The sequence below is a fragment of the Streptomyces profundus genome, assembly GCF_020740535.1.
Taxonomy (GTDB): Bacteria; Actinomycetota; Actinomycetes; order Streptomycetales; family Streptomycetaceae; genus Streptomyces; species Streptomyces profundus.
Genome location: NZ_CP082362.1, coordinates 6,613,715 through 6,627,864 on the forward strand (window position 1 = coordinate 6,613,715; position 14,150 = coordinate 6,627,864).

Annotated in this window: 12 protein-coding genes and 1 pseudogene; 4 read left to right on the forward strand and 9 right to left on the reverse strand. The window is 73.0% G+C overall.

Features of this window, described 5'->3' with window-relative positions:
• Positions 1-13 precede the first annotated feature (13 nt).
• From K4G22_RS27760 to K4G22_RS27780, 5 genes are all read right to left on the reverse strand, one after another.
• Positions 14-814 carry an alpha/beta fold hydrolase gene (locus tag K4G22_RS27760; RefSeq protein WP_228083208.1) on the reverse strand — a complete coding sequence of 267 codons (801 nt, stop codon included), beginning with the start codon at positions 812-814 and terminating at the stop codon, positions 14-16.
• The gene (locus tag K4G22_RS27765) at positions 811-1,863 is read right to left on the reverse strand and encodes an ABC transporter substrate-binding protein (RefSeq protein WP_228083209.1); all 1,053 of its coding nucleotides are present in this window, start codon (positions 1,861-1,863) and stop codon (positions 811-813) included. The genes K4G22_RS27760 and K4G22_RS27765 overlap by 4 nt, the downstream gene beginning before the upstream one ends.
• Positions 1,864-2,112: 249 nt before the next feature.
• Positions 2,113-2,805: a response regulator transcription factor gene (locus tag K4G22_RS27770; RefSeq protein ID WP_228083210.1), complete on the reverse strand. Its 693-nt coding sequence runs from the start codon at positions 2,803-2,805 to the stop codon at positions 2,113-2,115.
• Positions 2,802-4,049, reverse strand: coding sequence for a sensor histidine kinase (locus tag K4G22_RS27775; RefSeq protein ID WP_228083211.1), 1,248 nt, complete (start codon positions 4,047-4,049; stop codon positions 2,802-2,804). Before K4G22_RS27775 ends, K4G22_RS27770 begins: the two co-directional genes overlap by 4 nt.
• Before the next feature lie 7 nt (positions 4,050-4,056).
• On the reverse strand, positions 4,057-6,327 hold the full coding sequence (locus K4G22_RS27780; protein WP_228083212.1) for an MMPL family transporter: 2,271 nt from the start codon (positions 6,325-6,327) through the stop codon (positions 4,057-4,059).
• A gap of 278 nt (positions 6,328-6,605) precedes the next feature.
• Between K4G22_RS27780 and K4G22_RS27785 the strand changes: the two genes are divergently transcribed.
• Both K4G22_RS27785 and K4G22_RS27790 read left to right on the forward strand, forming a co-directional pair.
• Positions 6,606-7,436: an arylamine N-acetyltransferase family protein gene (locus K4G22_RS27785; RefSeq protein WP_228083213.1), complete on the forward strand. Its 831-nt coding sequence runs from the start codon at positions 6,606-6,608 to the stop codon at positions 7,434-7,436.
• 61 nt (positions 7,437-7,497) lie between these two features.
• Positions 7,498-8,460: a phosphotransferase family protein gene (locus tag K4G22_RS27790; protein WP_228083214.1), complete on the forward strand. Its 963-nt coding sequence runs from the start codon at positions 7,498-7,500 to the stop codon at positions 8,458-8,460.
• A 102-nt stretch (positions 8,461-8,562) separates the two neighbouring features.
• On the opposite strand, the gene K4G22_RS27795 is transcribed toward K4G22_RS27790, so the two are convergent.
• The gene (locus tag K4G22_RS27795) at positions 8,563-9,738 is read right to left on the reverse strand and encodes a cytochrome P450 family protein (protein ID WP_228083215.1); all 1,176 of its coding nucleotides are present in this window, start codon (positions 9,736-9,738) and stop codon (positions 8,563-8,565) included.
• Positions 9,739-9,910: 172 nt separating this feature from the next.
• Between K4G22_RS27795 and K4G22_RS27800 the strand changes: the two are divergent.
• A pseudogene (locus K4G22_RS27800) lies at positions 9,911-10,195 on the forward strand (EF-hand domain-containing protein); the annotation flags it as partial.
• A 191-nt stretch (positions 10,196-10,386) separates the two neighbouring features.
• Complete coding sequence (locus tag K4G22_RS27805) at positions 10,387-11,349, forward strand: hypothetical protein (RefSeq protein ID WP_228083216.1); 963 nt, start codon at positions 10,387-10,389, stop codon at positions 11,347-11,349.
• A gap of 27 nt (positions 11,350-11,376) precedes the next feature.
• Here K4G22_RS27805 and K4G22_RS27810 read toward each other — a convergent pair whose 3' ends face one another.
• From K4G22_RS27810 to K4G22_RS27820, 3 genes are read right to left on the reverse strand one after another with little or no spacing between them, the layout of a single operon-like run.
• A complete protein-coding gene (locus K4G22_RS27810) occupies positions 11,377-12,327 on the reverse strand; it encodes an amidohydrolase family protein (RefSeq protein ID WP_228083217.1) in 951 nt (316 codons plus the stop codon).
• 5 nt (positions 12,328-12,332) lie between these two features.
• Entirely contained in the window at positions 12,333-13,277 is a 945-nt protein-coding gene (locus K4G22_RS27815; RefSeq protein ID WP_228083218.1) for an MBL fold metallo-hydrolase, read from the reverse strand.
• Positions 13,274-14,080, reverse strand: a complete 807-nt coding sequence (locus K4G22_RS27820) for an ABC transporter ATP-binding protein (RefSeq protein ID WP_425336819.1) — start codon at positions 14,078-14,080, stop codon at positions 13,274-13,276. Before K4G22_RS27820 ends, K4G22_RS27815 begins: the two co-directional genes overlap by 4 nt.
• Positions 14,081-14,150 lie beyond the last annotated feature (70 nt).

The window sequence follows — 14,150 nt, forward strand, 5'->3', positions numbered from 1 at the left end:
GTCTGGTCGGCGTTCAGTGGGTACGGTCACCGGCGGCCAGGAGGCCGCCGGGTGTGAGGGCCTCGGCGAGCAACCCGGTGAACTCGTCCGGGCGTTCCAGCGGGGCCAGATGGCCGGCGCCGGCCAGCTCGGCGTAGCGCGCCCCCGGGATCAGCGCGGCCAGCTCCCTGCTCGCCGCCGGCGGGGTGGAGCGGTCCGCGCCGCCGCACACCACCAGGGTCGGCTGGCGCAGCTCCGGGAGGGCGGGGCGTGCGTCGAAGGCGCCGATCGCCCGCCAGGTCCAGGCGTGCGCGCGGGGCTCGGCGGCGGCGAGCCAGCCCCGCACCCGCGCCACCCTCTCGGGGTGCCGGCGGCGGAACCCGGCGGAGAACCAGCGTTCCTCCGTCTCGTCGACCACCGCAGCGAGCCCGCCGGCCAGGGTGCGCTCGGCGCGCGCCTCGACCGCCCGCCGCAGCGGCGGCGAGGCCCAGGCCACCGTGTCCGCCAGCACCAGTCCTGCCACCAGCTCCGGATGCCTGGCGGCGGTGAGTTGGGCGACCATCCCCCCGAGCGAGAGGCCCACCAGCACGGTGCGGGGGCCGGTCGGCCAGGCGGCCAGCGTCCGGGCCACGTCGTCCGCCAGCCGCTCCAGCTCCGGAGGGCCGTCGGCCAGGGGGCCCGAGCCATGGCCCCGCAGATCCAGCGCCGTGCAGGAGGGGGAAGTCCCCGCCCGCCCCGAGGCCAGGCGGCCGAGCCCCGGCACCAGCTCCCAGACCCGGGAGTCGAGGCCCACCGGGTGCAGCGCGACCAACCGGACGGACGCGTCGGCGGTCACGACTCCCCCAGGGCGGCGACGGCCGCCTCGGCGAAGCTGCCGTCCACCATGTTGGCGACGTCGATGGGTTCCCTCAGCAGGTCCTGCTCGACGAAGAAGTCCTGGAGATGGGAGAGGTAGTCCACGTTGACCTGCTGGTCGGGGTGGAGCCCGCCGGGCGCCGCCTCGCTCACCAACTCCGCCGGGACGTCGGCCCGTTCGGCGATCAGCTCGATCACGTCCCTGGGCACCTCGGCCTGGCCGAAGGCCTCGTTGTAGTCACGCACCCCGCGCACGTAGGCGTCCATGAAGCCCTGTGCCGTCTCGGCGTCGTCGATGAAGTCCTGGCCGTAGACCAGCGGCACCAGGGTGATGCCCTCGGCCGGCACCACCTCCAGCAGATCGGAGGCCAGCTCGGCGTCACCCGAGTCCAACGCCTGGGCGAGGAACGGCTCCAGCATCACCGCTCCGTCGATGGCGCCGCTGGCCAGGGCGCCCGACATGTTGGCGTAGGACAGCTCGGTGACCTCCACGTCCTCCAGGGTCATCCCGTGCGCCGCCAGCAGGTCGTTGAGGAGCAGATAGGCGCCGGACGCGGTGGCGGAGACGGCGATGGTGCGGCCCCTGAGGTTCTCCAGCGACTCCGCGGCGCTCCCGCCGACCAGTTCGGGGCTGGCCACCAGCCGGGTGGCGGAGAACCCCTCGCGCAGGCTCTGTTTGTCGCCCACGATCTGCATGTCGATGTTCTGGGTGAAGGCGCTGTAGAGCCCCGGGGTCACCGAGATGCCCGCCGCGTCCAGCTGTCCGGTGGCGATGGCGTTGGTGAGCGCGGGCCCGCTGTCCATCCGCTCGAAGGTGACCTCGATGCCGGCTTCCTCGAAATAGCCCCGCTCGTCCGCCAGATAGAGCCCCGCGTCGGTCAGGCCGCCGACCGAACCGAACCGGACGGTGGTCAACCCGCCCTCGTCCTGGTCCCCGCCGGTGGCCGGGCCCCCGCAGCCGGCGGTGACCAGCGCGGCCAGCGGAAAGATCAACAGTCGGTAAAGGCGTGCCCTGGCCGGTGTTCCCATCGTGGTCCTCTCCCGCGACTTCACGCACAAAGCGCTGTTCCGTTAAACGGAACAGGCGTTCCGTCTTTTGGGGCGGGTAAGGCTGCACCTGACCCCGAAGCGGGTCAAGGGGGTAAACCAAGCGAATATCGCCCGTAACGAGCCAACTGCGGGGCGTGTCCCCCAACGCCGGCGTCAACAACCGGAGCACCCTTGCCCGGTGGCCCTGGCAACTCCCCGTCGGGGCAGGCGGCTTCCCCGGGCCAGGGCCTACGGCAGGCGGTCGGTGCCCTCGTCGGGGGCGATACGCGCCAGCCCCGTCCGGTAGGCGATGACGACGAGCTGCGCCCGGTCGCGGGCCTCCAGCTTCGTCATGGCGCGCTGCACATGGGCGCGGACGGTGAACGGGCTGAGGAACATCCTCTCGGCGATCTCCTGGTTGGACAGGCCCGTCGCGACCAGGGCCACCATCTCGCGTTCGCGCGGGGTGAGCAGGGCGAGCCGTTCGGAGTGGAGCGGCGGCGCGGTGTCCGGCGTGGCCAGGAAACGGGCGACCAGGGAACGGGTCGCCGCCGGGGAGAGGAGCGTGTCGCCGTCGGCGATGGTCCGCACGGCGGCCAGCAGGTCATCGGCCCCGATGCCCTTGCCGATGAAGCCGCCGGCCCCGGCGCGCAGCGCCTGGGCGACGTACTCGTCGGTCTCGTAGGTGGTGAGGATCAGGATGCGGCTGCCGCGCAGCTCCGGGTCCGCGCAGATCTCCGACGTCGCGGTGAGACCGTCCACCTCGGGCATCCGGATGTCCATGATCACCACATCGGGGCGCAGCTCCCTGGTGAGCCGCACCGCCTCGCGGCCGTCGGCGGCCTCGCCGACCACGGTGATGTCGTCGGCGCTGTCGAGCAGCATCCGGAAGGCCCCGCGCAGCAGCGCCTGATCGTCGGCGAGCAGCACCCTGAGCGTCATCGCGCCGCCCCGTCCTCTCCGTCGTCCATCCGTCCGTCGGCCCTGCGCGGCGTGTCCCTGGCGGGTGGGAGGGGCAGCTGGGTGGAGACCAGGAAGCCGCCCTCCGGACGGCTGCCGGCGGAGAGCTGTCCGCCGACCGCGGTGGCACGTTCCCGCATCCCGATCAGGCCGTAGCCGGGCGGACGGTCGGGCGCCGTCGGCGCGGCCTCGCCCCCGCCGTCGTCGGCGACGCTGACGGTCAGCCGGTCGCGGCTCCAGTCGAGGCGCACCCGGGCGCTGCCGGTACCGGCGTGCTTGGTCACATTGGTCAGGGCCTCCTGGACGATGCGGTACGCGGTCAGATCCACGCCCGGCGGCAGCTGCCTGGCCGTGCCCTCCTGGCGCACCGACACATCGAGACCCGCGCGGCGGAAGGACTCCAGCAGGGTGGGAAGCCGGGAGAGCCCCGGCGCCGGTTCGGCGGGCGCGGCCGAGTCCCCCGACTGACGCAGCAGGCCGACCGTGGCCCGCAGCTCGTCGAGCGCGTTGCTCGTCGTCTCCACAAGGTCGTCGAGGCTCTCGCGGGTCTGCTCGGGGCGGGTGTCGAAGAGATGGGCCGCGACGCTGGCCTGCGCGTTGGCCAGGGTGATCTGATGGGCCACCAGATCGTGCAACTCCCTGGCGATGCGCAGCCGTTCCTCGGCCACCCGCCGCCGCGCCTCGCTCTCCCTGCTCCGCTCGGCCCGCGTGGCCCGCTCCTCGACGGCCGCCAGATAGGCCCTCCGGTTCCGCACCGAGCGCCCCAGGAGGCCGGCCACCAACGGGAACAGCGCCGTCGATCCCACCCTGCTCGCGTCCTGCCACGAGAGCTCCCCGAACAACGGGGTGGAGGCGACCAGCGCCGCCGCACAGACCGACAGCACACCCCACACGTGCCACTCGGTGCGCGCGGTGAAGGCGTACGAGTAGGCGGCGACCAGGACCGCGGCGATGATCAGCGGGCTCAGCAGGAGGTCGAGGAACGGCGCCAGCACACCGACCGCGACCGTGGTCACCAGGGCGGCCAGCGGCGCCCGGTGCCGCCACGGCAGCACGCCACAGGACGCCACGGCGACGAAGTAGGCGCTGGCGGTCGGCGCCGAGAACGTGTCGTCGCTCCGCACCACGCCGCCGAGCAGGCAGAACGCGAACGCCGTCCCGATGATCACCCCCTCCCGCCACCCGGTGCCGGGGGACGGCGGGAGGGAGCCACCGGTGTTCGTCATGGCCGGCTCAGCGCCGGTGCCGGACGGGGAGCGGCGCCACGGCGGCCCCCGGGGCGGCCGGCCCCGGCTCGGCCGGCTCGGCCGTGGCGGTCGCGTGACGCCCGCTCAGCTTCTCGCCCTCGATATCGACCCTCGGCAGCACACGGCTCAGGATACGGGGCAGCCACCACGCCCGGTGGCCGAGCAGGGCCAGGACGGCGGGGACGATCGCCATCCGGACCACGAAGGCGTCGAAGGCGACGGCGGCGGCCAGGCCGACGCCCATCGTCTGGATGGTCGGGCTGTTCATCCCGATGAATCCGGCGAACACACTGATCATGATGATCGCCGCCGCGGCCACCACGCGTCCGCTGTGCCGGAACCCGTTGACGATCGCCTCCTCGGGCGACGCGCCATGGACGTGGGCCTCCCGCATCCGGGTGAGGAGGAAGACCTCGTAGTCCATGGCGAGGCCGAAGACGATCCCGATGACCAGGATCGGCATCAGCGACATGACAGGACCGGTCTGCTCGATGCCGATCAGGTCCGCCGCCCAGCCCCACTGGAAGACGGCGACCAGGACGCCGAAGGCGGCACCCACCGACAGCAGGAAGCCGAGCGCGGCCTTGACCGGGACCAGGACCGAGCGGAACACCACCGTCAGCAGGAGCACCGCGAGGCCGATGACCACGGTCAGATAGGGGATGAGGGCGTCGGACATGGCGTCGGAGATGTCGATGTTCATCGCGGTGGCGCCGGTCACCAGGACGCCGGCGCCCGTGTCGGCCTCCACGTCGGAGGCCGCGCCCCTGATCGCCTGCACCAGGTCCTTGGTCTCGCCGCTGCTCGGCGCGGTCTCGGGGACGACGGTGAGGACGGCCGTGTCCCCGGCCTCGTCGAGCACCGGATCGCCGACCGAGGCGACCCCGTCCACGCCCCGCACGGTCTCGACGACCAGATCCGTGGTCGCCCGGGCGTCCCCGGACCCCGCGGTGTCCACGACCACGGTCAGCGGGCCGTTGAAGCCGGGGCCGAAGCCCTCCGACAGCAGATCGTAGGCGCGGCGCTCGGTGGTCTCCACCGACTTGGACTCGTCTCCGGGCAGCCCGAGTTCGAGGCTCAGCACCGGCAGGGCGACGGCGCCGAGGCCGAGCACGGCGGTCGTCAGCACGGCCACCGGGCGGCGCAGCACGAACCGCGCCCAGCGGGTGCCGAGCCCCGGCCGGCCGGTCCCGTCCGCGCTGCCCTCCTCGCCGGCTCGCCCGGCCTCGCCGGCCCCGCGGGCGGTGCGGGAGAGCACCCGCCGGCCGAAGAAGCCGAACAGCGCCGGGACCAGGGTCAGCGCGACAAGCACCGCGAGGGCCACGGCGCCCGCGCCGCCCAGGCCCATCTTGGTGAGCTCGGGGATTCCGACGACGCTGAGCCCGACCAGGGCGATGAAGACGGTCGCACCGGCGAAGACGACAGCGGATCCGGCCGTGCCGACGGCCCGGCCCGCGGCCTCCTCCGGTTCCCAGCCCTTGGCGCGCTCGTCCCGGAAGCGGGAGGTGATGAAGAGCGCGTAGTCGATGCCCACCGCGAGCCCCAGCATCAGCGCCAGGATGGCGACGGTGGACGTCAGGCCCAGCGGAACGGCCAGCGCGGTGACCAGACCAAAGGCGATGGCCACCCCCACGAAGGCGGTCAGCAGCGAGAGACCGGCGGCCACCAGCGACCCGAGGGCGACGACCAGCACCACCGCGGCCACCGCCACGCCGATGATCTCCGTCGTACCGCCCGGCTCCTCCTGGGAGTCCAGGGCCGAGCCGCCGATCTCCACGGTCAGCCCCGCGCCCCTGGCCTGGTCGGCGGCCTCCTCCAGCGCGTGCTTCGTCGGCTCGCTCAGGTCGACGGTGCTCGCGCTGTAGGCGATCGTGGAGTAGGCGATGGCGCCGTCCTCGCTGACCGCGCCGGTCTCATAGGGGTCGGTGGCCGAAGCGACCTGATCGCCCCCTTCCAGCGAGCCGAGCGTGTCCTCGACGGCCGCCCGGTACTCCCCGTCCGTCACCCGCTGGCCGTCCGGGGCCTGGAACACCAGACGGGCCTCGGCGCCCTGGGCGTTGCCCTGAGGGAAACGCTCGTCCAGCAGGTCGAACGCCCGCTGTGATTCGGTGCCCGGCATGGCCAGGGCCTCTTCCTCCCCGGCCGGCGCGACGGCCGCGGCGGCGACGGCCAGCACCACGGCCCCCAGCCACAGGCCACCCACGAGCCGGCGCCGCCGAAAGGCCCACCGTGCGATCAGATAAAGGAAAGTCGCCACCCGTGATCACTCCAGACACCACTAGGAAAGGGAGACGCGTGGGATCCACGCGTCTCCCACACTCCCTTCCGGCGCCCCGCCCGGCATCGTCCCCCGTCGCCGTCTTCCCCTGGTGCGCCGGGACCAGCCGCTCACCTCCCCTGGTGCCCACGCACTACGCCCCGGCCGGCACGTCCCGGCCGAGGGGCGGGGGCCCTCGGGACGTAGGGCCAACTGCCCAGGTGGTCTCGGCCTCGCGGCCGGTGACCGGGCACCGGGCGGCTGACTACCGTCAACTCGTGTCCTACGAAAAGCAGTTCGATTTCGATATCACGGCCTATCTGCACCGCATCGGCTGGCGGGCCGAGCCGGCCGCCGACCTGGCGACCCTGCGCGGCGTGCACCGCGCCCATCTCCTCTCCATCCCCTTCGAGAACCTCGACGCCCTGCGCGGCACCGCGCCCTCGCTTGAGGTCGACGACCTGGTGGCCAAGCTGGTGCACGGGCGGCGCGGCGGCTACTGCTTCGAGCAGAACACCCTGCTCGCCGCTGCGCTGGAGGCGCTGGGCTTCGAGGTGACCCTGCTGACCGGGTGGGTGGCGCTGGGAGCCGAGGAGTTGACCAGCCGGCCACGTTCGCACCAGCTCCTGCTGGTCGGGGTCCCGGGGGACCCCGAGCACCATCTCGCCGATGTCGGCTTCGGGGCCGCTGGCGGACTCCTGGAGCCGGTGCCGCTGGTGGCCGATGTGGAGTTCAGGACCGACCGGCGGCTCCATCGCCTGGTGCACGCCCCGCGCCCTGGACCGCTGCCCCTGTGGCAGCTTGAGGCACGGACCGGCGACTCCTGGCAGCCCCAGGTCGGGTTCACCCTGGAGCCCTTCGAACCGGTGCACATGGTGACGCAGAACTGGTACGTGGCTACCCATCCGCGTTCCCCCTTCGCCCAACGCCTCTACGCGCAACGGACGTTGGCCGACCACCACCTCGCCGTCGACGGCCGCCAGCTGGTCGAGACCGGGGCCGACGGAACGGTCTCCGTGCGGGAGCTGGCGGACGAGGCGGAGGTGCGCCTCGTCCTGGACGAGCGGTTCGGGATCGCCGTGCCCGAGGGCACCCCGCTGTCGGGCTGACGGCCGTCGCGGCCCACGAAAGCGATTGCGGGTGCCGCCGTCCTGATGCTGAGGTGGCACGGTGACCGACCACGATGAGGCGGCGGCCGTCCGCCCGTTGACACTGACCTGGGCTAGCCGACACCTGGCCGCCGGCGAACGGATCGTCGGAGCCGAGGCGTTGCACGGGGGCGTCACCGCCGAGATGCGGCGGCTGACCATCCGCACACCGGACGGCGGCCACCGTGACCTGGTGCTGCGGAGCTTCGTCGACCCGTTCCACCTGGCGCGCGCCGAGGACGCGCTGCACAGGGAGGCCGGCGCCCTGGCCCTGCTCAAGGGCACAGACGTGCCGGCGCCCTGCCTGGTCGCGGTTGACCCGACCGCAGCGCGGTGCGAGTACCCGTCGCTCCTGATGACCCGTCTGGCCGGCCGGACGGCCGTCGAGGACGAGGGACTGGCGACGCGCGTTCCGCTGCTGGCCCGTCAACTCGTGGCGATCCACGCGGTGCGCCCCGCCAACCGGCCCCGAACCTATGAGGCGTTGACGACCGCCGACACCGTCGTGGTCCCGAAGGGCGCCGACGCCGCGGCGTGGGCCATGGCGATCGACATGATCCGCGAGCCGGCGCCGCCCTACCAAGGACGCTTCCTGCACCGGGACTTCCAGCCGGGCAACGTGCTCTTCGACGTGCCGCCCGCGACGCCGGCTGACACCCGGATCACCGGCGTCGTCGACTGGGCAGGGGCCTCCTGGGGCCCGGCCGACCTCGATGTGGCGCACTGCTCCACCAACCTCGCGCTGCTGCACGGCCCGGCATGGGGCCCGCGGTTCGCCGAGGCCTACGAGGAGGCCGGCGGGACGCTGGCCGCGTCCGCGAGCGAACGCCTCTACTGGCGCGTGCGGGACGTGCTGGCCTTCTCGGAGGAGGTGCGGCTGGTGGCGCGCCCATGGCGGGAGGCGGGGAGAGCGGACCTGACGAACCAGGCCGTCGAGCGGCGGCTGGACACCTACCTCACCACCCTGCTGGACACACCGGGCTGAGCCGACGGAACCGGCGACGCGGGGCCGCGTCGGGGCCGACCGCGCGATGTGTTCGGCCGGGTGACGCCGTCGGGCGGGCCGCCCACGGAGCTCGCCTGGTGTTCAGGTGTGGAGGGGGAGGGTGGTGAGGCCGCGGGTGAGGCGGGTGTGGCGCCACTGGAGTTGGTCGGGTGGGACGGCGAGGCGGAGGTGGGGGAAGCGGGTGAGCGTCGCGGTCAGGGCGATGGTTGCTTCGGCTTTGGCGAGGGGGGCGCCGAGGCAGCGGTGGATGCCGTGGCCGAAGGCGAGGTGGCCGGTGGGGTCGCGGGTGAGGTCGAGTTGGTCGGGGTGGGGGAAGCGCTGGGGGTCGTGGTTGGCGGCTGCGGGGGAGACGAGCACGGCGGTGCCGGCGGGGATGGTGGTGTCGCCGAGGGGGATGTCCTGGGTGGCGTGGCGGAAGGTCGCGGTGTTGATGGGGCCGTCGTAGCGGAGGAGTTCGTCGAGGGCGTGGGTGATCTGGTCGGGGTGGTCGCGCAGGTGGGCGAGCGCTGGGGGGTGTTGGAGGAGGGCGAGGAGGGCGTTGCCCAGGAAGTTGGTGGTGGTCTCGTGTCCGGCGATGAGCAACAGGACGGCGAGGGAGACGAGTTCGTCCTCGTTCAGGTGGTCGCCGTGGTCCCGGATGGCGATCAGGTGGTCGAGGAGGTCGTCGCCCGGGTGGTTGCGTTTGGTGGCGATGAGGTCGGCCATATAGTCGGCGACCTGGTGGGAGGCCGCGTCGTGGCGGTCGGGGTCGCCGGCGGCGAAGAGGTCGCCCGACCACCGTTGGAGGGTGGGTCGGTCGGCGGGTGGTACGCCGAGGAGTTCGCAGATCACGGTCACGGGGAGCGGGGTGGCCAGGCTCGCGACGAAGTCGACGTCGCCGTCGAGCGGCCAGCGGTCCAGCAGTTCGTGGGTCAACTCCGTGATGCGGGGCAGCAGTCGGGTGACGGCTCCGGTGGTGAACGCCTTGGTCACCAGTCTGCGCAGCCGGGTGTGGGCGGGTGGGTCGGTGGCCAGCATGCTGCGGGAGACGGCCGGGTGGATGTCGCGGGGCGGCTGGTCGGCGAAGAAGGGCGCCGGATCCTTGGACAGCCGGGGGTCGGCCAGGGCCTGCCGGGCCTCGTCGTAGCCGAGCACGAGGTAGCGCTGCCCCTCTTGCGAACGGGTGGGACGCGCCCGCACGGAGGCTTCGGCGCGCAGCGCGGCATAGACGGGATAGGGGTCCTGGAAGAACCGAGAGCCCTCTGTCGGGCCGGTCATCTCTCTCACGCTCCTGTGGTGTCGGATCCCTCATTCGGATGAGAGCCCGCGCTGTCTCCTGCCCAACACCCCCGCCGCGTCTCATAGTTGTCGGGCGGTGGTCCTGGGCTCTCGGGTGTGGGCCGGCGCTTCGTTCTTTCCTGCCATGCCCTGCCGCATGGCCCACAGTAAGCTCTCCCCCGAGCGGTTCGACGAGACGGTCGGCGAGTTCGCCAGGGCGCTGAGCGTGCTGGGCGATCCGGAGGGCCAAGGGCTCGTCGGGCGCGGCGAGTTCGTGGTGCTGATGACCGCGATCGGCTTCGAGCGGAGCGGGATCGACGCGCTCTTCGAAGCCTTCGGCCCCTCGGCCGACGACCGGATCTCCGCCGCCACCTGTGAGGTCGCCATCCGGGACTACTACACCCCGGACAAGGCGGGCATCCCGGGCGGCCTCCTGGTGGTCGACGCGGAGTCCTGAACCCCGGCCATCGGACCGGGACCCGGGCCGGCGTCGGCGATACCCTTGAGGGGCCATTCGAGTTCGACGGACTACCGAGCGTGGCCCTCCAACCCGACGCAGAAGGCTGAGAGTTCCTTGTGGGTTCACCTCCCTTACCGCCGCCACCGTCGCGTCCCCCACCACCGCCGGGCGAGCGGTCGATCCGGGATGTGCTGGGCGACCGGTACTTGCCGGAGGGGCGGGGGGCGTCCCGGCGCACCCGGCGCGCCGCCCTGGCGATCGTCGTCGCGCTGGGGCTCCTGGCCGGCCTGGGCGGCCTCGCGGTGATCCTCTGGTTCGAACGCTGGAGCACCGGCTCCCGTATCGGCACCGAGAAGGAGGCCGAGCGGCGGCTGGACCAGGAGAAGGAGCCCTTCACCCACTCCATCGCCTATGACACATCCGTGCCCTACGAGTTCAAGGTCGTTCTGGACCGGCCCCTGACTCCGGAGGAACAGGCGACGCTCCAGGCGACGCCGTACGACGAGGTCTGGGAGTACCTTCGCCCCCTGGGCGGCCGGCTGATCCGCTACCCCGTGGCCACGATCCCGCTGCCGCCCGGCCAATCCGACCCGCGCGGCCCGGCCGACGGAACCACGTTCACCATGACGCTGCTGTCGGAGCGATCCTCCCAGCTGAGCATCGTGGACATGACCCCGGTGAACATCTCGTGCCACGCGCCGACCGGGAGGACCGTCGTGGACGTGCCCCCGCAGGGCGAGGCGTTCTACCCGGGCGTGGTCGTCGACCTGGAGGCAGCCGATCCCACGCTGTTCATCTTCGACGACGGGCCCGACCAGGGCCAGCCGTACTTCAGCCGTCGGCGCGTCGACGTCGGCGGCGGTCTTGAGCCGGGCGGCCTGCGCGTCGAGGCCCTGGTGCGCGACCAGTCGTGCGCGTGGGAGCTGCGCGCCCGGTATCGGGACGCGGGGGGCGACAGCGACGAGATGATCCTGCGCGACGGCGACCAGCCGTTCTTCGCCGAGGCCGCCCCCGACCGGCCCGAACAGTACTGGCTGGCCAGCCCGGTGGTCGCCGGGCTCCCCCTCGACGAGGAGGTCCCGGCCTTCCAACCGTGCCACGAGATGCCGGACGACGAGTCCTGCCCCTTCTGGGCGAGGGGCACCCTGTAGCGCTGGCCGCGCGCTGGCCGGTGGCGGTCAACGGCCAAGCAGGCGCACGGCGTTGCCGCCGGCGACCAGATCGGACTGGGCCGCGGTGAGGCCGGCGGCGCCCAGCGCCGCCTCCACCCGTTCCCTGCTGGCCGACCTGGCGCCGATCGGCCAGTCGCTGCCCATCAGGACGTGGTCGGCGCCCAGGACCTCGGTCGCGAAGCGGATCGAGGCCGGGGCGAAGCCCATGGTGTCCAGATAGACATGGGCGCGGTCCCGCCCGGGTGCGCCGGAGGTGAGGATCTCGCCCTCGTCGGCGGCGGCGGCCAGGGCGAGCCCGGCGATGCCGAGCATGGGGAAGACCACGTGCAGGCCGGGGAGTTCGGTCAGCACGCCGTCGGTCAGCAGGGACAGCAGGGCCGCGGCGTTGGCCGTGCCGCGCGCCAGCGAGGTGCCGAACCTGCCGAGCCCGGCCAGGGGCAGCGACAGCGTCCTGGTGCTGACCGGGTGGACGAGGACGGGCACGCCCAACTCGGCCGCTGCCTCCAGGGTGGGGCGGGCGGCGGGCGCGCCGAGCAACTGGCTCTCGGTCGCGCAGTCGACGACGATGCCGGGCAACCCGAGATCGCGGACGGCGCGCACCACCTCGTCGGCGGCCGAGTCGCCGGCGAACGCGTCGACGGTGGCCAGCCCGGTCACCCGCTCCGGCACCTCGGCGGCGACCGCCGCCAGATGGTCGTTGAGCAGCCGCAGTTCGGCCGGGGTGGTCCGACGCCCCGCGGGGGTCACCAGCGAGGGGGGCGCGCTCAGCACCCTCAGGTCGATGTCGTGGCGGCCGGTCTCGGCGAGCAGATCGTCGAGATCGGCGATGCGGCGGGCGAGTCCGTCCCACCGCTTGGCCAGCGAGGCCGCGGAGTGGGACGGGGGCAGCGCCGGCAGCCGGGGGTTCGCGTGGTGGGTGTGGAAGTCGGCCAGGTAGCGGCGCACGGGCTCCTTCACCCGCGTCAGACGTCGATGAAGGAGTAGGTGAACCCGCGTCCGGCCCTGCTGACATGGCCGGCCGACGGGAAGGGGAAGTGCGTCGGGACCAGCAGGTCGCCGCTGTCGGCCACCCGTTCCAGCAGCGCGCGCCGCTGCGCGGCCGAGTCGCCTGGCAGCACGCAGTAGCGGATGTTCCACTCCGGCCGCTCCAACTGCACGCCGTGGTGCAGCATGTCGCCGGCGAACAGGGCCCTGGTGCCGGCCGAGGTCACCTCGACATAGACGTTGCCCGGGGTGTGACCGAACGCCGGCACCAACCGGATGCCCGGCGCGACCTCGTGGTCGGCCGGCACCAGGTCCAGCACTCCGGCGGCGCGCAGCGGCAGGATGCTGTCGGCCAGGTAGTCGCCGGTGCGCTCCAGCTGACGGGTGCCCTCGGTCCCCGTCCACCAGGCGAACTCCTCCTCCGCCAGCAGATAGCGGGCGTTGGGGAAGGTCGGACGCCAGCCGCCGGCGCCGTCGGCGCTGGTCGCGAAGCCGACATGGTCGACGTGGAGATGGGTGAAGACCACGGTGTCGACCTCGTCGAGCGCCACGCCGGCGCGGGCGAACTGTTCGAGGAACGGGCGGTCGGCACGGTCGAAGACCCCGCCGTTGCGCCGCTTGCCGTTTCCGCCCCCGGCGTCGATGAGGATGCGCCGGTCGGCGGTCACCAGCAGGTGCGCCTCCTGGTTGAGGACGATGCGGCCGTCGCGGGTGAAGGGCTCCCGGGTGTAGAAGGCGCCCTCCGTCCAGGACTCGGTCTCCAGCTGGGGGAAGAAGTCCGTCGGCAGCGGCAGGTAGTCCACCTCCCGGATGGGGTGGACCCGGATGTCGCCCACGGGGAAGGACCACAGCGGCCCGGTGCCCCCGCCCGTGTCCACCCAACGCGGTCCCGTGCCGGCCGTCCTGTCAGCGGGTGTGTTCATGAGCGCGCGTTCTCCTGTCGGTTCTCGTGGGGGCCGCCCGGCGGCCGGGAGCGGCGGATGCGTTCGTACACCCGGGCCCGCAGCTCGGCGAACCGGGGGTCGGAGCGGGTGGTCAGCTGGTCGCGGGGGCCCGGCAGGTCGACGGCGATCTCGGCCTCGATCCCGGCGGGGGCCCGGCCGAGGACCACCACCCGCTGGCCGAGGTAGACCGCCTCGTCGATGTCGTGGGTGACGAACAGCACGGTGAAGGCGTAGCGCCGCCACAGGCCGGCCAGCAGGTCCTCCAGATCGCCCCTGGTCTGGGCGTCGACCGCGGAGAACGGCTCGTCCATCAGCAGCAGCCGGGGCCGGACGGCCAACGCCCGTGCGATGGCCACCCGTTGCTGCATCCCCCCGGACAGCTGCCACGGGTAGGCGTCCCCGGTGTCGGCCAGGCCGACGGCGTCCAGCGCCTCGGTCACCCGTTCCCGGCGTTCCGCCCTGGACAGCCGCCGCTGCCGCAGGGGAAGCTCCACATTGGCCCTGACGGTCTTCCAGGCGAAGAGGCTGCGGCCGTACTCCTGGAAGACGACGCCCATCTCCTCGGGCGGCCCGTCGACCGGGCGGCCGTCGATGACCACCTCACCCGCGGTGGGCGCCAGCAGCCCGGCGACGATCTTCAGCAGGGTGGTCTTGCCGCCGCCCGAGGCGCCGACGACGGAGACGAACTCGCCCTCGCGCACCGCCAGATCGATCCCGGCCAGCGCCTCCACGGTGCGCTCCCTGGCCCGGTAGGTCCGGCCGAGGCCGACGACCCGCAGCAGCGCGCCCTCGCCCCCCGCCAGGTCGGCGGTGTCGGCGATGTCGGTGGTGTCCGTGGTGGTGGTCTGGTCG

What these genes read in the sequence shown, in the direction of transcription:
- K4G22_RS27765 (WP_228083209.1), bottom strand. Translation starts at nt 1,863, where the DNA reads ATGGGAACACCGGCCAGGGCACGCCTTTACCGACTGTTGATCTTTCCG.
- K4G22_RS27770 (WP_228083210.1), bottom strand. Translation starts at nt 2,805, where the DNA reads ATGACGCTCAGGGTGCTGCTCGCCGACGATCAGGCGCTGCTGCGCGGG.
- K4G22_RS27775 (WP_228083211.1), bottom strand. Translation starts at nt 4,049, where the DNA reads ATGACGAACACCGGTGGCTCCCTCCCGCCGTCCCCCGGCACCGGGTGG.
- K4G22_RS27795 (WP_228083215.1), bottom strand. Translation starts at nt 9,738, where the DNA reads ATGACCGGCCCGACAGAGGGCTCTCGGTTCTTCCAGGACCCCTATCCC.
- K4G22_RS27815 (WP_228083218.1), bottom strand. Translation starts at nt 13,277, where the DNA reads ATGAACACACCCGCTGACAGGACGGCCGGCACGGGACCGCGTTGGGTG.